We start from the raw sequence: 19,860 nt of genomic DNA on the forward strand, positions 1-19,860 counted from the left end.
GCAGCGGGCGGCGACTCGTCACCCCAGGTCGGCCGGCGTCACCTCCCGTCCCGTGCACGCCAGTTCCCCGTCCACCTCGGCACACGCCTCCACGCCGCGGGGCGAGGACACCGACAGCATCGGACTGCTGTCGCCGGCGGAGTCGTCCGCCGGATAACTCGCCGACAGCACGTCCTCCCCCTTCCGCACCGACACCTCGTGGGCCCGCGCCGAGCGCAGCCGGACCTGGGACCAGGCGGTGCCGCAGGCCGCCGACCAACGCAGCCGGACCGTATAGGCGCTGTCGGTGACCGAGCTCGTGGTCCGCGCGTCCCGGGCGCACACCGAGGCGTCGGGCAACTCGCCCTGGCACGAGCGGGCGTGGCAGCGCGGCACCGCCGGCAGGGTCTGCGCGGCGGGCGCGGTGCCCGGGCGGACGGCCAGGATCACGGTGGCGGCCACCGCCGTGACCGCACCGAACACGGCGAACGCCGACAGCGGCAGCCAGGAGGGGCGACGGGACGAGCGCCGTGACCGGAGCCGGCCCCGCGGTCGAAGCCGGCCGGACTCCTCGGCCGGGTCCGCGCCCGGCGCGTCCGGTGCCGGCGGGGGCCCGTCGCCCGCGTCGGCCGGATCCCACCGGGCGAGCACGGCGTCGGGATCGGCGCCGGCGAGCCGGCACAGCGCCTCCACGGCGGGCCGGGGCGGCGGCGTGCTGCCGGACAGATAGCGGTGCCACGCGGACTTGCTGTACGGAGTGCGTGCGGCGAGCGCCGCCAGGCTCAGTCCCGTGCGGTCCTTCAGGGCGCGCAGTATCGCCACCAATGGCTCGTCCGGCGTGGTCGATGTCGATGCTGTCGATGCCTGAGGGTGCCGCATCGTGCGTCCTCGACTCCCTTTTCCGCTATGGGCTCCCCTATGAGAGGTTTCGCCCCTGTTGTCGGAATGGCTTCCCGGGACTGCGGCGAGCGCAACACGCGGTGAGGTATGAGGAAGGTGAGGCGTGGACGTACCGAAGGCCCGTTCGGGGGTCGTCGAACGGGCCTTCGGTGTGAGGGTGATGCGGCGGTGAGGGACCGTCAGCACCAGGGCAGGGCGCGGCGGGTGCGGACGTAGTGCGCCGTGACGTAGCCCCGGTGGTGCGCGAGCCGGTACCAGGTGCGGTTGCCGTGGACCCACGAGCCGCGCGTCCGGCAGGTGAGGTGCAGGTACTGGCCCGCGTGCCGGTGGCCGATCACCCGGTAGCCGGTACCGGGGCCGGAGCGGACGTTGAGCCGTGCGTAGCCGGTGGTGACACGGCCGTAGGTGCGGTACGTGTGGTGCCGGTGCAGGCGGTACGGGGCGTGGTGGATGTGGTGGATGTGGTGGGCGTGGTACTGGCTGATCGCGGCGGGTACCGGGTACGGGGTGGCGGCGTCGACGGGTGCGGCCCCGGCCGCCGTGGGCAGGAATGCGAGGACCGCGACCGTGGCCAGCAGACCGCTCTTGAGGGTCTGTCGGATCATGGCAACCTCCGGCTGTCGTTCTCGTGACCACGAGCCGTGATCACGACAGCCAGCGTTTCCGCGGCGGGCCGCCGCGATGCCGTTCCGGCGTCCCCGGGGACACCCGGGACGTCCCCCGGGACGGATCCCCGCGCCGCGGCCCCGCCCGCCTGCGCCGGGGCGGACCGGCGTTCCGCCGTGCCGCCCGTCTCCGCGCCGGTCCGGGTGACGCGTCCCGGGTGGGTGTTCGGGGGTGTCCGCGTCAGACGGTCTCGGCGAAGGTGATGGTCCGCTCCTTCAGCAGCGGGAACACCGTGCCCCGGATCAGCTCCGCGAAGTGGGCCGTCCGCTTGTGCGCCTCGAAGCCGTCGCGGTCGGTGTACCGCTCGTACAGCAGGAACGCCCCCGGCTGGTCCACCACCTCGTGCGCCTCGTAGGCGAGGTTCGCGGGCTCGGACGCGACCAGCTCGCGCATGGCGCGGAGCGCGTCACGCACGGTGTCCACGTCGGCGGGCGCGCACTGGTACTGGGCGACGACGGCGAAGGCCATGGGTTCCTCCGGGGTTCTTCGGGGGTGGGTCGTGGTTCTGCCGATTGCAGCACGCGGGTGGCGGGGGGCGGCCCGCACGACACGCGTCCGGTGGTGTCGGCCGGAGCCGCCTGAGGGTGCGCGGAAGTTACTTGACTTACGCAACGATCCGGTAAACTGGCGGGTGTGCCCACGGAATCGCTGTCCGGCCTGCCCGTCGCCTCCCCGGAGGTCGTCGAGATCGAGCGCGCTCTGACGCGCGTCACCTATCTCAGCACGCGATCCCGGCAGCACGAGCGGCTGATGGGGCTGGCCGGTGTGCCGCTGGACCGGGCCGCGGTGGCGCTGCTGCGGCAGATCGCCGACTCCGAGCCGCTGCGGCCGGGCGAGCTGGCGCAGCGCCTGGGCGTGGAGGCCTCGCACGTGACACGGACCGTCCAGCAGCTCCAGCGGGCCGGCTATGTCAGCCGCGTCCCGGACCCCGACGACCGGCGGGCCCAGCGGATCCAGCTGACCGACGCCGGGCGGGAGGCCGTCGGACGGATCCGGGAGGCCGGTGCCCGGGGCATGCAGCTCGCCCTCGCCGGCTGGCGTCCCGAGGAGCTGCGGCAGATGGCCACGCTCTTCCACCGCATGGTCGACGACTTCCTCGCGTACACGGTCGAGGAGGACTCCGGCCGGGAGGCCGACGCCGCCTCGCCGGTGACGGGCTGACGGGCTGACGGGCGTCGCCGTACGGGGACGGCGGTGCGGGCGCCGCCTCTACCGTCCAGTAATATCCGGCCGCAGGCCGGCGAGCCGGAACACGGTGTGGCCGGCACAGCGGGGCGCGCAGTCGCCCGAAACGAGGAGGGACGGTCGTGACCGAACGCATCGAGGTCGGGAGCAAGGTCGAGGACTTCGCTCTGCCCGACGAGACGGGCACCACCCGCAGGCTCACCGAGCTGCTGGCCGGCGGGCCCGTGGTCCTCTTCTTCTATCCCGCCGCCATGACCCCCGGCTGCACCGCCGAGGCCTGCCACTTCCGTGATCTCGCCGCCGAGTTCGCCGCCGCCGGCGCCCGGCCCGTCGGCATCAGCGGCGACACGGTCGACAAGCAGCAGGAGTTCTCGGGCGCCCACGGCCTCGGCATGCCGCTGCTCTCCGACGTCGACGGCACCGTGCGCGAGCGGTTCGGCGTCAAGCGCGGTTTCTCCCTCGCCCCCACCAAACGTGTCACCTATGTCATCGCCCAGGACCGCACCGTGCTGGAGGTCGTCCGCAGCGAGCTGCGCATGAACACCCACGCCGACCGGGCCCTCGCGGCGCTGCGCGCCCACCAGGGCTGAACCCGGCGCCACCGGCGCGCTTGATGCTCCGGAACAATCGGAACATCCTTGGGCGTATGAAGCATGTCGCCGCAGTGGCGATCATCGATGCCGTCGGCACCGTGACCGGGTGGAGCGACGGCGCGCGGCAGCTCACGGGCCACCCGGCCGCGGACGTCGTGGGCCGGCCGGCGGCCGGCCTGCTCGCCGAGGACATCCCCGGCGAGATCCTCGCCGCCCGCACCGGCACCGTCGTCCTGCGGCACCGTGACGGCCACCGCGTCCCGCTGGCCCTGACCGCGCTCCCCGTGGCCGGCGCCGGCGGCGAGCCCGCCGGTTTCGTCGTGACGGCCCACCCGCCCGCCACGGCCCTGGCCGCCCAGGCCTTCGAGCAGGCCTCCATGTCCATGTCGGTCTTCGACCTCAAGCAGCACTACCTGCGCGTCAACGACGCCGCCGGGCAGGTCCTGGGCGTCCCCGAGGAAGCGCTGATCGGCCGGCACTTCCTGGAGACCGTCGAGGACATGGAGCACAGCCGCGGCTTTCTCGCCCATCTGCGCCAGGTCGCCGAGACCGGCCGGGCGCTGCGCTACGAGAGCTTCACCGGCGCCCCCGCCCTCAACCGGGAGCACGCCTGGACCACCGAGATGTGGCCCCTGCACGACGAGTCCGGCACCCTGACCGCGGTCGCCCTCGCCGCCCTCGACAGCAGCGAACAGTACTGGGCCCAGGCACGCCTCGTCCTGCTCAACGAGGCCGCGGCCGCCATCGGCACCACCCTCGACGTGGTCCGCACCGCCGAGGAAGTGGTCGAACTGCTCGTGCCGCGCTACGCCGACTTCGCCAGCGTGAACCTCCTCGACTGGGTGCTCGGCACGGAGGAGCCGCCGATGATCCCGGACGGCCCCGTCACACTCCGGCGCGTCGCCCACGGCTCCACCCGCGAGGGCAACCCCGGCGCGGCCGTGCACCTCGGCGAGGCCGACGCCTACGAACCCTCCTCACCGCTCGCCAGTGCCCTGCGCGAAGGCCACTCCGTCCTCAGCCAGGCCGGTGAGCCGGAGTTCGTGAAGTGGCTGGAGGAGCGCAACCTCCGCTCGCCCGAGGGCCGCGCCTTCCGCGAGGGCGCCCACTCCGTGCTCGCGATGCCGCTGCGCGCCCGCGGCACCACGCTCGGCGTCGCGGTCTGCGTCCGCATGGCCCACCCCGACGCGTACGGCCCCGACGACGCGGTCTTCGCCGAGGAACTCGGCAGCCGCGCCGCCGTCTGCATCGACAACGCCCGCCGCTTCGCCCTGGAGCGCAGCACCGCCCTCGCCCTCCAGCACAGCCTGCTCCCGCGCGGCCTGTCCGGACAGGTCGCGCTCGACGTCGCCCACCGCTACCTGCCGTGCGGCTCCCTGGCCGGCGTCGGCGGCGACTGGTTCGACGTCATCCCGCTCTCCGGCGGTCGGGTCGCCCTGGTCGTGGGCGACGTGGTGGGCCACGGCATCCAGTCCTCGGCCACCATGGGCCGGCTGCGCACGGCCGTACGCACCCTCGCCGACGTCGACCTGCCGCCGGACGAACTCCTCACCCACCTCGACGACCTGGTTCTCCTGCTCGCCGCCGAGGACAGCGGCGACGACATCCGCGAGGAGGTCGCCGAACTCGGCGCCACCTGCCTGTACGCCGTCTACGACCCCGTCTCGCGCCGGCTCAGCCTGGCCGCCGCCGGCCACCCGGCCCCGGCCGTCGTCCTGCCCGGCGGCACCGCGGAGACCGTCCCCATGACCGCCGGGCCGCCGCTCGGCGTGGGCGGGCTGCCGTTCGAGGCGACGGAACTGGACCTGCCCGAGGGGTCCGTCGTCGCGCTCTACACCGACGGCCTGCTCGAAGACCGCGACCGGGACTTCGACGGCGCCACCGACGCCCTGTGCCGGGCCCTGACCACACCCGCCGACTCCCTCGACGCCCTGTGCGACAGCGTCCTGAAGGCGGTCCTGCCCCACCAGCCCGGCGACGACGTCGCCCTGCTCCTCGTCCGCACCCGCGCCCTCGGCGCCGACCGGGTCGCCACCTGGGACGTGCCGCCCGACCCCGCCGAGGTCGCCACCTTCCGCCAGGCGGTCGGTGAGCAACTCGGCGCCTGGGGGCTGGACGAGGCCGCCTTCGTCACCGAACTCGTCGTCAGCGAACTCGTCACCAACGCCATCCGCTACGGCGAACCGCCCATCCAGCTCCGCCTGATCCGCGACCGCGCCCTCATCTGCGAGGTCTCCGACGCCAGTTCCACCTCCCCGCACCTGCGCCGGGCCAACGACTACGACGAGGGCGGCCGCGGACTGCTCCTGGTCGCCCAGCTCACCCAGCGCTGGGGCAGCCGGCAGACCGGCCGCGGCAAGACCATCTGGGCCGAACAGGCGCTGCCCGAGGCCTGATCACCGCCCCCTCCCGGCCGGCGGTCAGGAACCGTTGAGGGCGGTGCCCGGGTTGGCCGCCGCGCCCTCGGTGCTGAGCAGGACGACCACCGAGGCCGGCCCGAGCCCGAGTGCCGTACGGCGTTGCGCGGCACCCGCGCCGGTCAGTGCCGCGCGCAGTCCGGCGAGCGCCGCCGCCCCGCAGGGGCCCGAGGAGACGCCGAGGGCGGCGAGATCGGCCACCGCGCGGGCGCTGCCGGCGTCGGTGACGGCGACCGCGGCGTCCAGCCCGTCACGCAGATACGGCCAGGCGAGGCTGGACGGCGTGCCGCAGTTCAGCCCGGCCATGATGGTGTCGCCGGTCGGGACGCCGACGAGGGCGCCGCGGGTGAGGCTCAGAAGGACACAGGCCGCGGTCTCCGGCTCCACGGACAGCAGCGCCGCCGCCCGCCCGGACGGCCGGCTGCGGTAGTGCGTCACCACGGCCTGGGCCAGCGAGCCGACGCCCACCGGTACGCAGACGAGACCGGGCCCGTCGGGAACTCCCGCGGCCGCCAGCTGGTCGTCGACCTCCGCGCACAGGGTGGAGTAGCCCTCCACGATCCAGGCGGGGACCTGCTCGTAACCCCGCCAGGCGGTGTCCTGCACCAGGACGGCGTCCGGCGCGGTGGCCGCCTCCGCCGCCCGGCGCACGGCCTCGTCGTACGGCCCCGGGACCTCGGTGACCCGCGCCCGTTCGGCGGCGATGGCCGCCACCGCCTGCGGATGCACACCCTGCGGGACGAAGACGTGGGCGCGCTGCCCGAGGCGCCGCGCCGTACGGGCCACCGCGCGGCCGTGGTTGCCGTCCGTGGCCGTGACCAGGGTGACCGGGTCCCGGCCCTGACCTTGCGGGCCGGGGGCGTCGGCGGCGCGCGCGGCGAGGACGCGGTGCACGGCCCAGGACGCACCCAGCGCCTTGAACGCGGGCAGCCCCAGCCGGTCCGACTCGTCCTTGACGAAGACCCGTCCGATCCCCAACTCATCGGCGAGGGAGGGGAGTTCGGTCAGAGGGGTGGGTGTGTGGCCGGGCAGCGCGGCGTGGAACTCCCGCACCTGGGCCGGTGCGGGCGCGCAGCGCCAGGCACGGGCGCCGGGCCGCGCGTGCCACGGCGGGGTGCGATCCTCGTCGCCCACACCGAGGCGGTCCTCGAACGCCTGGAGCGCGCGGAGGCCGACATCGCCTCCTCGCTCACCGAGCTGACGGGTACCGTGCGCCTCGCCTCCTTCCAGACCGCCGCGCTCACCCTGGTCCCCGCCGCGCTCGGCCTCCTCCGTGAGCGCCACCCGCACCTGCGCGTCCACCTCACCCAGCTGGAACCGGAAACGGCCCTGCCCGCGCTCCAGGCCCGCGACTTCGACCTGGTCCTCGCCGAGGAGTACCCCGGCAACCCCAACCCGCGGCTCGCCGGACTCGAACAGGAAGACCTCCTGGAGGACGCCCTCCGCCTCGCGCTGCCGACACCGGCCGCCGCCCCCGACGGCGGCGGTCCGACCGCGGCGCTGCGCTCGCTGGCCGACCACCCCTGGGTGATGGAGCCCGAAGGCACCGCCGCGCGCCACTGGGCGACGACCCTGTGCCGGACCGCCGGCTTCGAACCCGACGTACGCTTCGAGACCACCGACGTGCTGCTGCACCGCCGCCTCGTCGAGCAGCGGCGCGCGGCCGCCCTCCTCCCCGACCTGGTGCGGAGCGGACAGCCCCCGACGGTGCCGCTGCGGCGGCTCCCGCGCGTCCGGCGCACCCGACGGATCTTCACCGTGGTCCGCGGGGGCCGCGGCAGGCATCCCGCCGTCCTCGCATGCCGGGACGCCCTGCGCCACGCGGTGACCCTCCACCCGGGCCAGGCCTGGGCGGGCCGCCAGCAGACGGACCTCCTCCGGGGGGCCGCATCCCGCGCCCCGTGGATCCGGCGGTCCGCGTCAGCCCCCGATGCCGTCCAGCTCGGCCAGCGCGTCCGCCGGCAGTTCCAGGCTCGCGGCGGCGATGTTCTCCCGCAGATGCTCCGGGGACGACGTGCCGGGGATCAGCGCGATGTTCGGGGAACGCCGCAGCAGCCAGGCCAGCGCCACCTGCTGCGGCGAGGCCTCCAGCCGGGCGGCGACCTTGGCGAGCGTCTCGGACTGGAGCGGGGTGAAACCGCCGAGCGGGAAGTACGGCACGAACGCGATGTCCAGCGCCGCCGTACGCGCCAGCAGCGCGTCGTCCTGCCGGTTGGCCAGGTTGTACAGGTTCTGCACGGTGACCACGGGCGCGATGGCCCGGGCCTCGTCCAGCTGCGCCGTGGAGACGGCGCTCAGCCCCAGATGCCGGATCAGCCCCCGCTCGCGCAGCTCGGCCAGCGCGCCGAACTGGTCGGCGACGGAGTCCTCGTTCGGGGTGTCCATGTCGCCCAGCCGCAGATTGACCACGTCCAGGGTCTCCACCCCGAGGTTGCGCAGGTTGTCGTGGACCTGCGCCTTCAGGTCCTCCGGGTGCCGCGACACCATCCAGCTGCCATCGGCACCCCGGCGGGCGCCGACCTTGGTGACGAGGTGCAGGCTCTCGGGGTAGGGGTGCAGTGCCTCGCGGATGATCTCGTTGACGACGACCGGGCCGTAGAAGTCGGCGGTGTCGATGTGCGTGACACCGGCCTCCACCGCGGCGCGCAGGACCGCCACCGCCCGGGCGCGGTCCTTCGGCGGGCCGAAGACGTGCGGCCCGGCCAGCTGCATGGCGCCGTAGCCGACGCGGGTCAGCGTCAGGCCCTCCGCCGGGGTGATGGTGCCGCCGAGCTGTGCAGTCATGTCGTACCTCTCAGAATGCGCGGTGTCCGTGGTGACTCCGGGCCGCCGGTCGCTCCGGTGGCCTCGTCGTCCACCCTGCGCCGGAGGCGGGCGGCGGTGGCAGTACCCCCGCGTTCCTGGGAGTGGCAGGGACAGTCACCGCCGCCCGTCCGGCCGTACGGTGGGTGCCATGGACGGTTCGAACGCGCTCGGTGAGTTCCTGCGCGCCCGCCGGGCGCTGGTGCGGCCCGAGGACGTGGGGCTGCCCGGCGGCGGGCTGCGCCGGGTGCCGGGGCTGCGCCGCGAGGAGGTCGCGATGCTCGCCGGCATCAGCTCCGACTACTACCTGCGGCTGGAGCAGGGCCGGGACCGCAACCCGTCCGTCCAGGTCCTGGAGGCCATCGCGCGCGTGCTGCGGCTGGACGCCGACGCCACCACCCACCTCGTCTCGCTCGCCCAGGACCGGCCCGCCGCCGCGGTACGGCCCGGGCGCCGCTCGCAGCAGGTCCCGCCGAGCCTCCTCCAGCTGATCGACGGCTGGCCCCGCAACCCCGCCTATGTGCAGAACCGCTATGCCGACTGCCTGGCCGCCAACGCCCTCGCCACCGCGCTCACCCCGAACTACCGGCCCGGCGTCAACGTCCTGCGGGCCGTCTTCCTCGACCCCGCCGAGCGCGAGCTGCGCCGGGACTGGGAGGCCCTCACCGAGGAGGGCGTGGCCGTGCTGCGGTCCGAGGCCGGCGCGGACGCCGCCGACCCCCGGCTGCGCGACCTGGTCGGCGAGCTGTCCCTGCGCAGCGAACGCTTCCGCACGCTGTGGGCCCGGCACGAGGTACGGCCCCGGCGCGGCCGCACCAGCCACCTCACCCATCCGCAGGTCGGCGACCTCGAACTGCACTCCCACAAGCTGTCCGTGGACGGCACCGACGGACTCACCCTGGTCGTCTTCCACGCGGAGCCCGGCAGCCGCAGCGCCGAACTCCTCGACATCCTCGGCAGCCTCAGCGCGCCGGCGGGGGATGCCGCCGCGTCGGAGCGTGTCGAGGAGCAGTAGGGGAGGGCCGGCAGGGGAGGACCGGTGGACGGCGGTCGTACGGGAGTTCGCCGTGTGCGGGCGGTAAAGGTGTCACGATCGGTTCCGGAGCCGGTACCGACGAGCATCGGAGCGCGCATGACGACGCACAGGGCCACCGACCGGGCGACGGAGCACGTCGAGGGCGTGGAGGTGAGGCCGGTCGCCGGACACATCGGCGCCGAGATCACCGGCGTCGACCTCGCAGGACCGCTCGACAATGCCGTGACGGCCCTGATCCGGGAGGCGTTGCTGCGCTGGAAGGTGGTGTTCTTCCGCGGTCAGGAGCTGGACCACGCCGGGCATGTCGCCTTCGCCCGCCGCTTCGGCGAACCGGTCGTCCTCGGCCGCCGCGGCAGCGCCTCCCCGGCCGCGTTCCCCGAGGTGGAGACCACCGCGGACCGCCTGGAACTGGGGGGCCGGTTCGGCATGGAGCACGAGGAGTGGCTGCACCGGCGCCGGCACACCCTGCTGCGCGGCTGGCACTGCGACCACGGTGCCCGGATCGACCCGCCGGCCGCGACGATCCTGCGCGCCGAGACCGTACCGCCCTACGGCGGCGACACCACCTGGGCGAGTCTGACCGCCGCCTACGCCGGTCTGTCGGCGCCGGTGCGCGCCTTCGTGGACGGGCTGCGCGCCGAGCACCGGCTCGGCGTCGGCTATCAGCCCCGGCCCGGCGACGACGCGTACCTCCGGCACCTCCTGGACCATCAGGTGGCCTCCGTCCATCCGCTGGTGCGGGTGCATCCGGAGACCGGGGAGCGGGTGCTGTTCGTCAACGGCTACTACCTGGAGCAGATCGCCGGCGTCTCCCGTCCGGAGAGCGCGGCGCTGCTGGAGATGCTGCTGGAGCAGGCCGTGCGCCCCGAGTACACGGTCCGCTTCCGCTGGGAGCCCGGCAGCGTGGCCTTCTGGGACAACCGGGCCACCATCCACCTCGCCCCCGGCGACAACGCCCACCTGGGCTTTCCCCGGATCATGCACCGGGTGATGCTCGCCGGGGAGGTGCCGGTCGGCGTGGACGGCAGGCCTTCGGAGCCGGTCACCGGTACCCGGGCGGGACGCTGGTGAAGCGGGCGCCGGTCAGCTCGCGGGGTGCCAGCCCAGGGCGGGGCCCAGCTCGGTCGCCATGTCGGTGAGGATCTGGACGTAGTCCTCGTGCGCGAAGGTGAACGGCAGCGCGAACGCGACCTCGTCGACCTCGCGGAACGCGGCGTGCGCGTGCAGCCGTTCGGCGATCTGCGCCGAGGTGCCCACCAGGTCCGGCGCGAACAGCAGCCGTCCGGGGCCCTGCGGGGACGCCGTGCGGGGCAGTCGCGCGGCCGCGTACGCCTCGTACCGGGCACGCTGCTCCGGGCTCGCGGAGTCGGTGGGGATCACCACCAGACCCTGCGAGACCCGGGCGGCCTCGCCGTCGGGGTGGTGGGCGCGGAACTCCCGGATCAGGGCCAGCTGGAGCGCGGCGAAGTCCGGTTCCCCGTGCGGGTCTTCGGCCTTGACGACGCTGCTGGTCAGGAAGTTCATCCCGTGCTCACCGGCCCAGCGTGCCGAGCCGAGGCTGCCGCCGCCGTACCAGAGCCGCCGGCCGAGGCCGGGGGAGTGCGGCTGGACCGTGTCCGCGAACACCTCGAAGCCCTCGACCCCGCTGAAGTCGCTGGCGGGCTTGCCGCGCACGAAGTCCAGCAGCCGCCGGACGCGCTCGTAGGAGAAGTCCTCCGCGCCGGCGGTGTCCGGGTGGAGCGCCCCCTTGATCTGCTCGTAGTGCATCGGCGGGCCGACGCTCACGCCCGGGTTCAGCCGGCCGCCGGACAGCAGGTCCACGGTCGCCAGGTCCTCGGCGAGGCGCAGCGGGTTCTCCCAGCCCAGCGGGATCACCGCCGTGCCCAGCTCGATGCGCCGGGTGCGCTGGGAGGCCGCCGCCAGGACCGCCACCGGGGAGGAGATGCCGTACTGGAGGTGGCGGTGGCGGACCCAGGCACTGTCGAAGCCCAGCCGCTCGCCCAACTCGATGATCTCCAGCGTGGACTCGTGGCCCCGCGCCGGATCCGCCGCGTCGAACAGGCCGATCGTGAGAAAGCCCAGCTTGCGCAGCGGGCGTGGGGTGGACGGCACGGGCTCCTCCAACGGTCGTACGCCGACTCCGTCCCGATTCTGGCAGGTCAATGTGACAACCGTGTGATCACTTCAGCGGGATGACGACCTCGTCCTCGACCGGCGGATCGAGCTCCTGCGCACGGTTGCCGGTCGCGGCGAAGCAGCGCAGCCGGACCTCCTCCGGGGCGACGTCGAGTCGCAGGAAGCACTTGAAGAACGGCGGGCTGTAGGTGGCCGAGCCGGGTGAGAACAGCGAGGTGTACGCCTTGCGCACGGGCAGCCGGAACCGGGACGTGCGGTCCGGGCGGCCGCCCGTGCCGAGCAGGCTCGCCACCAGCCGGGTGCGCCGGGTCACCCGGGCGTCCGGACCGGGCGCGCGGCCCGGCTCGATGCCGAGCCGCTCTGTGACGACGGCCGTGGCCTCGGACTCGGTGAGGGTGAGGAAGCGGGGCAGACGCAGCCGGCGGCCGTACAGGCGGCTGTAGAAGGCCAGCGAGTCGCCGCGCAGCGGGTAGCAGCGGAAGTCCCGCTCGGTGACACCGCCGACGGACACACGCGCAATGGTGTGCGTGGCGTGCATGAACGCACCGCCACCGCCGCACACCACGTACTGGACGGTGCGGCCGTCCACGTCGACCGGATAGCGCTGGTAGTTGTGGATGTCACCGCCGATCGCGGCCACGTAGTGGTGCTCCGGGTCCCGGACGACGTCGTCCACGGTGCCGCCGCCCTCGATGGCGCACGGGTGGTGCTCGCCGTCGACGTACAGCGGTGAGCCGGTGACGAGGATCTTCGGCTTCGGCCCGCGGGACACCGCGCGCAGCCAGGCGCCCTGTTCGGCGTCGATCGTGCCCAGCAGCCCGGTGTCGATGCCGACGATCCGCACGGGTCCCGCGTCGATCGCCCAGTACGGCCCCGGCTGCTCGGCTCGTTGACCGGGCTTCGCACGCAACTCCCGGGCGGCGGCGAGGCGTTGCTCGTCGGTCGGGGCGGGCCGGTGCCACAGCAGGGCGCGCCACCAGCCGGCGGTGAGCGGGCGGGGCCGGGGCTCGGGGGCGAGCGGCGGGGTGTCGGCGCAGAAGACGCGCATGAACGCGCCGAGGTCCTCGTACCAGTCGTGGTTGCCGAGTATCGCGTAGATCGGCGCGGGATAGTCCTGGTACGGGCGGAAGAACTTGTCGTGGTAGTCGTCGGCGGTGCCGACCGGGTAGATCACGTCGCTCGTGACCACCGTGAAGTCGGTGTCCTGACTCGCCTTCAGAAAGCCGGGCACGACGGCGTACTGAGGATCGTCGCCCTCGCCGGTGTCCCCGATGACCATGAAGGAGAAGACGTCGGGGACCTCACGCCGGATCACCTTGTCCGCGGGCGCCCCCGCCGCCTCCCGGCGGGCGACCCAGCGGCTGCGGGTGCGGCCCGTCGGATCGCCGAACCAGGACGCCAGCACGCCGTTGCGGGCGGCCCACAGGGTCCGTGGATCGAGCCACGAGACCTTCTGGACGTGGCCCGGCATCAGCTGTTTGTAGGCACCGGGCTCGGCCGAGCCCCAGCCGGCGCCCTGTGGGGTATCACGTGAGGAGTCAGACACGCCTGCACCGTAACAACGCGCCGGTCAGCGGCGGTTGGCGGGGCGGCCGGGGTGACGGTCGCCATGACGGCGCAGACGCGAAGCCGGGACTGTGGGGGGGGTGACGGTCCGTCAGGTCAGGTTCAGGCCGCCGTCGAGCAGGATGACCTCGCCGGTCAGGTACGTGTTGGCGAGCACCGACGCGACCAGGCCGGCCACGTCGGCGGGCCGGGCCGGGCGGCGCATGGGGGCGCGCTCGCGCCACAGTGCGTGCGCCTGCGTCCAGTCCTTCGTCATCGGCGTGTCCACCAGACCCGGGGCGACCGCGTTCACCCGCACGTCCGGTGCGAGCGCGGCGGCGAGCAGCCGGGTCACGTGGTTCAGCGCCGCCTTGCTCGCCGCGTACGGCACCGACGAACCCTTGGGCCGCACCCCTGCGTGGCTGGTGATGTTCACGATGCTTCCGCCGCCGGGGGCCGTGCGCAGCGCCGGAAGTGCCGCGGTGCACAGGACCCAGGGCGCGATGAGGTTGACCTCCAGCAGCCGCCGCCAGTCCGCCGGTGTCGCGGCGGCCAGGTCGGTGTGCGGGATCGGCCAGCTGATGCCGGCGTTGTTCACCAGCACGTCCAGCCGCCCGTACCGGCCGAGCGCCGCCTCGACCAGCCCGCGCGTCTCGTCCTCCGCCTCCAGGTCGGCGCGTACGTAAGCGCCGTCCAGCTCGGCCGCCAGGGCCTCTCCGGCCCGCACGCTGCCGCGCGAGTGCACGACCACCCGCATGCCGTCGGCCGCCAGCCGCCGCGCCACGGCCTCCCCGATCCCCGACGTGGACCCGGTGACCAGGGCGACGGGCCGCTCGCTCTGTTCGCTGCTCATGATCGACGATCCTGTCACGTCAGCCACCGGCATAGGGAAAACCCTCTGATGGTCCCCGCGTGACTGACATGTGCGGGTCAAAAGTGGCATCCTTCCCCAGCACATCGCACCTCCTCGCTGTGCGCGGATCCCGCACAGCTCAGCTCGCCCGGGCAGCAGACCCGTCTGCCCGTCTGTCACCGGCCGCGACCCGGCGGCCGCAGCAGGAGGAGTACGAGTGAGACCCCACAGATCCGTTCCCCACAGAGGTCGCAGACGCGCCACGGTCGGCGCCGCCCTGATCTCCACCGCGGCCTTGCTCGCCGTCGGCGTCCAGGCCACCCCGGCGGCAGCCAAGCCCGCCGCCCCCCACCCCGGCCCGCTGCGCGCGGGCGGCCTGGAGGCCCGGCTCAGCCCGGCCCAGCACCGGGCGCTGATGACCAGCGCCCGCCGGCAGACCGCCGCCACCGCCCGCACCCTCGGGCTCGGCGCGCAGGAGAAGCTGGTCGTCAAGGACGTCGTCAAGGACAACGACGGCACCGTGCACACCCGCTACGAGCGCACGTACGCGGGCCTGCCCGTCCTCGGCGGCGACCTCGTCGTGCACACCCCGCCCGCCTCGCTGGCGAAGGGGACGGTGACCACCACCTACAACAACCAGCAGAAGATCAAGGTCGCCTCCACCACCGCGACCGTCACCAGGTCCGCCGCCGAGAGCACCGCTCTGAAGGCCGCGAAGTCCCTCGCCGCCCAGAAGCCGACCGCCGACGGCGCCCGCAAGGTGATCTGGGCCGGCAGCGGTACCCCGAGGCTCGCCTGGGAGACGGTGATCGGCGGTTTCCAGGACGACGGCACGCCCAGCCGGCTGCACGTCGTCACCGACGCCGGCACCGGCAAGGAGCTGTACCGGTACCAGGCGATCGATACCGGCGTCGGCAACACCCACTACAGCGGCCAGGTCGGGCTGACGACGACCCAGTCGGGTTCGACGTACACGCTGACCGACGGGGCGCGCGGCGGCCACAGGACGTACAACCTCAACCACGGTTCCTCGGGCACCGGGACGCTGTTCTCGCAGAACAACGACACCTGGGGCGACGGCACCAACACCAACGCCGCCACCGCGGGCGCGGACGCCCACTACGGCGCGCAGGAGACCTGGGACTTCTACAAGAACACCTTCGGCCGCAGCGGCATCAAGAACGACGGCGTCGGCGCCTACTCCCGCGTCCACTACGGCAACGCGTACGTGAACGCGTTCTGGGACGACAGCTGCTTCTGCATGACCTACGGCGACGGCTCCGGGAACAACGACCCGCTGACCTCCCTCGACGTGGCCGGCCACGAGATGAGCCACGGCGTCACCTCCAACACCGCCGGCCTCGACTACACCGGAGAGTCCGGCGGGTTGAACGAGGCGACCTCCGATATCTTCGGCACGGGCGTGGAGTTCTACGCCAACAACAGCTCCGACCCCGGTGACTACCTCATCGGCGAGAAGATCAACATCAACGGCGACGGCACGCCGCTGCGTTACATGGACAAGCCGAGCAAGGACGGCGGGTCCGCGGACAGCTGGTACTCGGGCGTCGGCAACCTCGACGTGCACTACTCCTCGGGCCCGGCGAACCACATGTTCTACCTGCTGTCCGAGGGCAGCGGCACCAAGGTCATCAACGGCGTGACCTACAACAGCCCGACCTCGGACGGCGTCGCCGTCACCGGCATCGGCCGGGCCGCAGCGCTGCAGATCTGGTACAAGGCGCTGACGACGTACATGACGTCGAGCACGAACTACGCCGCCGCCCGTACCGCCGCCCTGAACGCGGCCGCCGCCCTCTACGGCACCAACTCCACGCAGTACGCGGGCGTCGGCAACGCCTTCGCCGGCATCAACGTCGGCAGCCACGTCACCCCGCCGAGCAGCGGCGTGACGGTCACCAGCCCGGGCAGCCAGACCTCGACCGTGGGGACGGCCGTGAGCCTCCAGGTCCAGGCGAGCAGCACCAACAGCGGCGCGCTGGCCTACAGCGCCTCCGGCCTGCCCGCGGGCCTGTCGATCAACAGCTCGACCGGCCTGATCACCGGCACACCCACCACCGCGGGCACCTCCAGCGCCACGGTGACGGTGACCGACTCCACCGGCGCCAGTGGCACCGCGACCTTCAACTGGACGGTCAACCCCGGTGGCGGGGGCGGCGGTTGCACCTCGACCCAGCTGCTGGCCAACCCCGGCTTCGAGTCCGGCGGCACCGGCTGGACCGCGACCAGCGGCGTGATCACCACCGACTCCGGCCAGGCCGCCCACGGCGGCTCGTACAAGGCGTGGCTGGACGGGTACGGCACCTCGCACACCGACACCCTGTCCCAGTCGGTGACGATCCCCGCGGGCTGCAAGGCGACGCTGACCTTCTACCTGCACATCGACACCGCCGAGACCACCGGCAGCACGGCGTACGACAAGCTGACGGTCAGCGCCGGTTCCGGCACCCTGGCGTCGTACTCGAACCTCGACGCCGCTTCCGGGTACACGCAGAAGACCTTCGACCTGTCCGCGCTGGCGGGCCGGACGGTCACCCTGCAGTTCAACGGAGTCGAGGACACCTCCCTCCAGACCAGCTTCGTCGTGGACGACACCGCCCTGACGACCGGCTGAGCCACCCGTCGCGGCCCCGCACCCGGGCGGTGCGGGGCCGTGGCACGTCAGCTCAGCGGGTCCAGCGTGAGGTAGGCCTGCTGCGGATCGCCGTCGTTCACCAGTGACTCCTGGTTGCCGACGTCGTCGAAGGCGAACGCGTAGGCCTTGCCGTCGGCCATCTGGCCGTGGACCGCGCGGGCGTACTGGTTGGTCACCGCGTCCTGGTAGAAGTCGGCCGGGGTGGTGTCCGGCTGGTCCGAACTCACCAGCAGTGTCGAACGGTTGAAACCGGCGCACAGCGTGCGGGAGATGGGGCCGCGGACGGTGTCGTTCGGCGCGTCGAGCAGCTTGTGACAGCCGAAGACGCTGTCCGCGTCCGGCTTCCGGAAGCTGGTGACGACCGTGCCCGAGGCGTCCGTGAAGTTCATGACGTCCCCGGAGACCCGCCCGAAGTACTTGGTGTTCGGCTGGTCCGCGAACGGCGTCACGGTCAGCGTGCCGGTCGCGTACTTCTGCCAGACCCGGTTGACGTAGTCGTCCATCACGTTCGCCGGCAGGGCACCCGTCTCCACACCGTAGAGCGGGGACAGCGCACGCAGCACGGTCCCGTCGGAGCGGGTCTGGACCAGGCCGGACCAGCCGCCGGACTGTGCGCGCAGGGCGTTGAAAAAGCCCGTGTAGCCACCGGACTTGAGATGGCCGGTGGTGCTCACGCTGCCGTCGGCCCGCTTCACCCCGACCGCGTACGGTGCCGAGAACATGTCCACCTGGGTGCTGTTGAGCCACAGCCCCGAGTCGTTCAGCGTGTACTCGGACCAGTTGAAGAGGATGTTCCGGTTCGGGTCGGACGGGTTCTGCACGGCCGGCTGGACGAGGCCGCCGGTGGTGAGCCGGAAGTCCAGCTTCTGGCCGTAGGAGAAGTAGATCCGGCCGGAGAACTTCGGTATCCGGATGGTGGTCGACCGGCCGGGTGCCGGACCCGCGATCGACGCGTCCGGCGCGGGCGTCGGCGGGTTGCCGCCCGCGGGCCAGGCGTGGAAGGCGCCGTTCGCGTCGGCCCAGCCCTGCTGTCCGGAGGAGAGCTGGGTGCCGAGGTCGTAGACGTAGACCGGTTCGGAGCGGCCCGAGTTGTTGGTGATCGTCAGCGCGAGGGTGTCCGGGACGGCGGCGCCGGCGCGGTCCGGGGCACCGAGGGCGAGCACTCCGCCGACCAGGGCCGCCGCGGCCGCCAAGGGCAGCGCGGGGCGGGTGAGTTGATGCGCCACTCTCCATACCTCCGTGTGGGGTCGGGGTGGTGCGGATGTTGGTCCGTACCAGTTCTGAGAGCGCTCTCAGACTCGTGGTGCAACCGCGTGCATGTCAATGCGTGGAACGAGATCGGCTCCCGGCGCCCGCTGTGCGGCAGGCCCCGGGAGCCGATCGGTGACCGACGGGTGACCCGGTGTCAGAAAGTGCGCTCCAGCAGACCGAGCAGGGCCGCCCAGTGCCGCTCGGAGGCCTCCTCGTCGTACGCGGTGGTGTCCTCCTGCGTGTAGCCGTGCTGGGCGCCTGTGTAGACCTCGCAGGTGTGCCGTACCCCGGCGTCGGTCAGGGCCTTCTCGAAGCGCTCGATCTGCTCCGGCGGCAGCGAGGGGTCGTTGTCGGCGTGCCCGAGGTACAGCTCCGCCTTGATGCGCGGGGCGCCCAGGTGCGGGCTGGCCGGGTCGTCGGTGGCGAGGGCCGCGCCGTGGAACCCGGCCGCGGCCGCCACCCGGTCCGGATGCGCCGCGGCCGTCCACAGGGCGAGCCGGGCGCCCATGCAGTACCCGGTGACCCCGACCGGCCCGTCGGCGACCAGCGGGCTGTCGGCCATCCAGCGCAGATAGGCGGCGGAGTCCCGCTCGATCATCTCCGGGTTCAGGGCGAACACGATCGGGCCGAGCTTCTCCCAGATGGTCGGATCGGCGGCCGGATCCTTGAAGTCGGGCAGCTCGACCACCGGGGCCCGGCCGATGCGGTAGGTCACGTTGGGCACCAGCACCGTGTATCCGGCGGCGGCCAGCCGGTCGGCCATCTTCTTCAGGTGCGGACGCAGGCCGTAGGCGTCCTGGTAGAGCAGTACACCCGGGCGGGGTCGCCCGTCCGCGGGGTGGACGAGGTAGGCGTCAGCGACGCCGTCCTCGGTCGGGATGTCGAGGTCGGTTCGCTGGAGATCGGTCATGGTGAGCAAGCCTCCCTGGGGAATGGGGCGCCGGGCGGCGTTCGCCCCCCGGCGCCGGCTACGGCCCATGCTGCCATGCAAGATCGGCGGCGCCGCGCCGGGTGTGCCGTGCGGCCGCCGCGGTCACTCGAAGCGGACGGTGTCCCCGGCGCCCCGCCGCACGATCTCCGCCTCGCCGCCGGAGAAGTCCACGACCGTCGTCGGCTCGGTGCCGCACTCGCCGGAGTCCACCACCGCGTCCACCACGTGGTCGAGCCGGTCCTTGATCTCCCAGCCCTGGGTCAGCGGCGCCTCCTCGTCCGGCAGCAGCAGCGTGCTGGACAGCAGCGGCTCGCCCAGCTCGGCCAGCAGTGCCTGGGTGACCACGTGGTCGGGGATGCGCACCCCCACCGTCTTCTTCTTGGGGTGCAGCAGCTTGCGCGGCACCTCGCGGGTGGCCGGGAGGATGAAGGTGTAGCTGCCGGGGGTGGACGCCTTCACGGCCCGGAAGACGTCGTTGTCCACGCGTACGAACTGGCCGAGCTGCGCGAAGTCCCGGCACATCAGGGTGAAGTGGTGCCGGTCGTCCAGATGGCGGATGGAGCGGATCCGGTCCATGCCGTCCTTGCTGCCCAGCCGGCAGCCCAGCGCGTAACAGGAGTCGGTCGGGTATGCGATGAGCGCGTCGGAACGCACCGCCTCCGCGATCTGGGCGATGCTGCGCGGCTGCGGGTTGTCAGGGTGCACGTCGAAGTACTTCGCCACCCGTCGAGCTTATGCCGCCTCACGCGTCCCGCGCGCACCGGCCGGTCTCCGGTGCCCTGTGCCTGGTCCCGGTCCCGGCCACGGCCGGGATGCGTGCGGGAACGGGGCGGGCCGCGGCCGGGTCGGATCCGTGCGCCCCGCCCGCCCCGAAAGTCTCGCGAGGACACGCGCGTACGCCCGGGATTCC

At 73.2% G+C, this 19,860-nt stretch carries 17 protein-coding genes and 1 pseudogene; 7 read left to right on the plus strand and 11 right to left on the minus strand.

Annotation, left to right across the window (positions count from 1 at the left end):
* Positions 1-18: 18 nt before the first annotated feature.
* From ACFC8N_RS12280 to ACFC8N_RS12290, 3 genes are all read right to left on the minus strand, one after another.
* Complete coding sequence (locus ACFC8N_RS12280; protein ID WP_356023803.1) at positions 19-801, minus strand: XRE family transcriptional regulator; 783 nt, start codon at positions 799-801, stop codon at positions 19-21.
* A 257-nt stretch (positions 802-1,058) separates the two neighbouring features.
* Positions 1,059-1,484: an SH3 domain-containing protein gene (locus ACFC8N_RS12285; protein WP_356023805.1), complete on the minus strand. Its 426-nt coding sequence runs from the start codon at positions 1,482-1,484 to the stop codon at positions 1,059-1,061.
* A gap of 241 nt (positions 1,485-1,725) precedes the next feature.
* Positions 1,726-2,013: a putative quinol monooxygenase gene (locus ACFC8N_RS12290; RefSeq protein WP_356023807.1), complete on the minus strand. Its 288-nt coding sequence runs from the start codon at positions 2,011-2,013 to the stop codon at positions 1,726-1,728.
* A 165-nt stretch (positions 2,014-2,178) separates the two neighbouring features.
* Between ACFC8N_RS12290 and ACFC8N_RS12295 the strand changes: the two genes are divergently transcribed.
* The 3 genes from ACFC8N_RS12295 to ACFC8N_RS12305 all read left to right on the plus strand — a co-directional run bounded on the left by ACFC8N_RS12295 (position 2,179) and on the right by ACFC8N_RS12305 (position 5,719).
* Complete coding sequence (locus ACFC8N_RS12295; RefSeq protein ID WP_376288054.1) at positions 2,179-2,706, plus strand: MarR family winged helix-turn-helix transcriptional regulator; 528 nt, start codon at positions 2,179-2,181, stop codon at positions 2,704-2,706.
* A gap of 146 nt (positions 2,707-2,852) precedes the next feature.
* Entirely contained in the window at positions 2,853-3,320 is a 468-nt protein-coding gene (locus ACFC8N_RS12300) for a peroxiredoxin (RefSeq protein ID WP_376288055.1), read from the plus strand.
* Between the two features lie 56 nt (positions 3,321-3,376).
* Complete coding sequence (locus tag ACFC8N_RS12305; protein ID WP_376288056.1) at positions 3,377-5,719, plus strand: SpoIIE family protein phosphatase; 2,343 nt, start codon at positions 3,377-3,379, stop codon at positions 5,717-5,719.
* A 24-nt stretch (positions 5,720-5,743) separates the two neighbouring features.
* Here the strand turns inward: ACFC8N_RS12305 and ACFC8N_RS12310 are convergent, their stop codons facing one another.
* Positions 5,744-6,874 (minus strand): diaminopropionate ammonia-lyase, encoded by a 1,131-nt coding sequence (locus ACFC8N_RS12310; protein ID WP_376288289.1) that lies wholly within the window; start codon positions 6,872-6,874, stop codon positions 5,744-5,746.
* A 75-nt stretch (positions 6,875-6,949) separates the two neighbouring features.
* On the opposite strand from ACFC8N_RS12310, the pseudogene ACFC8N_RS12315 reads away from it, so the two are divergent.
* A pseudogene (locus tag ACFC8N_RS12315) lies at positions 6,950-7,504 on the plus strand (LysR substrate-binding domain-containing protein); the annotation flags it as partial.
* A gap of 156 nt (positions 7,505-7,660) precedes the next feature.
* Here the strand turns inward: ACFC8N_RS12315 and ACFC8N_RS12320 are convergent.
* Positions 7,661-8,524, minus strand: a complete 864-nt coding sequence (locus ACFC8N_RS12320; protein WP_376288057.1) for an oxidoreductase — start codon at positions 8,522-8,524, stop codon at positions 7,661-7,663.
* Positions 8,525-8,693: 169 nt separating this feature from the next.
* Here ACFC8N_RS12320 and ACFC8N_RS12325 point away from each other — a divergent pair, with 169 nt between their 5' ends.
* Together ACFC8N_RS12325 and ACFC8N_RS12330 are read left to right on the plus strand one after the other, a co-directional pair.
* Entirely contained in the window at positions 8,694-9,557 is an 864-nt protein-coding gene (locus ACFC8N_RS12325; RefSeq protein ID WP_376288058.1) for a helix-turn-helix domain-containing protein, read from the plus strand.
* 117 nt (positions 9,558-9,674) lie between these two features.
* Positions 9,675-10,649, plus strand: a complete 975-nt coding sequence (locus tag ACFC8N_RS12330; protein ID WP_376288059.1) for a TauD/TfdA dioxygenase family protein — start codon at positions 9,675-9,677, stop codon at positions 10,647-10,649.
* 12 nt (positions 10,650-10,661) lie between these two features.
* On the opposite strand, the gene ACFC8N_RS12335 is transcribed toward ACFC8N_RS12330, so the two are convergent.
* From ACFC8N_RS12335 to ACFC8N_RS12345, 3 genes are all read right to left on the minus strand, one after another.
* Positions 10,662-11,690, minus strand: coding sequence for an LLM class flavin-dependent oxidoreductase (locus ACFC8N_RS12335; protein ID WP_362822117.1), 1,029 nt, complete (start codon positions 11,688-11,690; stop codon positions 10,662-10,664).
* A 67-nt stretch (positions 11,691-11,757) separates the two neighbouring features.
* The gene (locus tag ACFC8N_RS12340; RefSeq protein ID WP_376288060.1) at positions 11,758-13,260 is read right to left on the minus strand and encodes a metallophosphoesterase family protein; all 1,503 of its coding nucleotides are present in this window, start codon (positions 13,258-13,260) and stop codon (positions 11,758-11,760) included.
* A 111-nt stretch (positions 13,261-13,371) separates the two neighbouring features.
* Positions 13,372-14,112, minus strand: a complete 741-nt coding sequence (locus ACFC8N_RS12345) for an SDR family oxidoreductase (RefSeq protein WP_356023824.1) — start codon at positions 14,110-14,112, stop codon at positions 13,372-13,374.
* A gap of 217 nt (positions 14,113-14,329) precedes the next feature.
* Between ACFC8N_RS12345 and ACFC8N_RS12350 the strand changes: the two genes are divergently transcribed.
* Positions 14,330-16,747, plus strand: coding sequence for a M4 family metallopeptidase (locus ACFC8N_RS12350; protein ID WP_376288061.1), 2,418 nt, complete (start codon positions 14,330-14,332; stop codon positions 16,745-16,747).
* 47 nt (positions 16,748-16,794) lie between these two features.
* Here the strand turns inward: ACFC8N_RS12350 and ACFC8N_RS12355 are convergent, their stop codons facing one another.
* From ACFC8N_RS12355 to ACFC8N_RS12365, 3 genes are all read right to left on the minus strand, one after another.
* On the minus strand, positions 16,795-17,994 hold the full coding sequence (locus ACFC8N_RS12355; protein ID WP_376288062.1) for a glycoside hydrolase family 64 protein: 1,200 nt from the start codon (positions 17,992-17,994) through the stop codon (positions 16,795-16,797).
* A gap of 179 nt (positions 17,995-18,173) precedes the next feature.
* A complete protein-coding gene (locus ACFC8N_RS12360; RefSeq protein ID WP_356023830.1) occupies positions 18,174-18,929 on the minus strand; it encodes a dienelactone hydrolase family protein in 756 nt (251 codons plus the stop codon).
* 123 nt (positions 18,930-19,052) lie between these two features.
* Positions 19,053-19,673: an L-threonylcarbamoyladenylate synthase gene (locus ACFC8N_RS12365; protein ID WP_356023832.1), complete on the minus strand. Its 621-nt coding sequence runs from the start codon at positions 19,671-19,673 to the stop codon at positions 19,053-19,055.
* Positions 19,674-19,860 lie beyond the last annotated feature (187 nt).

It is taken from the genome of Streptomyces sp. NPDC055966 (genome assembly GCF_042269865.1).
Taxonomy (GTDB): domain Bacteria; phylum Actinomycetota; class Actinomycetes; order Streptomycetales; family Streptomycetaceae; genus Streptomyces.

What these genes read in the sequence shown, in the direction of transcription:
- ACFC8N_RS12285 (WP_356023805.1), bottom strand. Translation starts at nt 1,484, where the DNA reads ATGATCCGACAGACCCTCAAGAGCGGTCTGCTGGCCACGGTCGCGGTC.
- ACFC8N_RS12290 (WP_356023807.1), bottom strand. Translation starts at nt 2,013, where the DNA reads ATGGCCTTCGCCGTCGTCGCCCAGTACCAGTGCGCGCCCGCCGACGTG.
- ACFC8N_RS12305 (WP_376288056.1), top strand. Translation starts at nt 3,377, where the DNA reads ATGAAGCATGTCGCCGCAGTGGCGATCATCGATGCCGTCGGCACCGTG.
- ACFC8N_RS12320 (WP_376288057.1), bottom strand. Translation starts at nt 8,524, where the DNA reads ATGACTGCACAGCTCGGCGGCACCATCACCCCGGCGGAGGGCCTGACG.
- ACFC8N_RS12325 (WP_376288058.1), top strand. Translation starts at nt 8,694, where the DNA reads ATGGACGGTTCGAACGCGCTCGGTGAGTTCCTGCGCGCCCGCCGGGCG.
- ACFC8N_RS12330 (WP_376288059.1), top strand. Translation starts at nt 9,675, where the DNA reads ATGACGACGCACAGGGCCACCGACCGGGCGACGGAGCACGTCGAGGGC.
- ACFC8N_RS12345 (WP_356023824.1), bottom strand. Translation starts at nt 14,112, where the DNA reads ATGAGCAGCGAACAGAGCGAGCGGCCCGTCGCCCTGGTCACCGGGTCC.
- ACFC8N_RS12360 (WP_356023830.1), bottom strand. Translation starts at nt 18,929, where the DNA reads ATGACCGATCTCCAGCGAACCGACCTCGACATCCCGACCGAGGACGGC.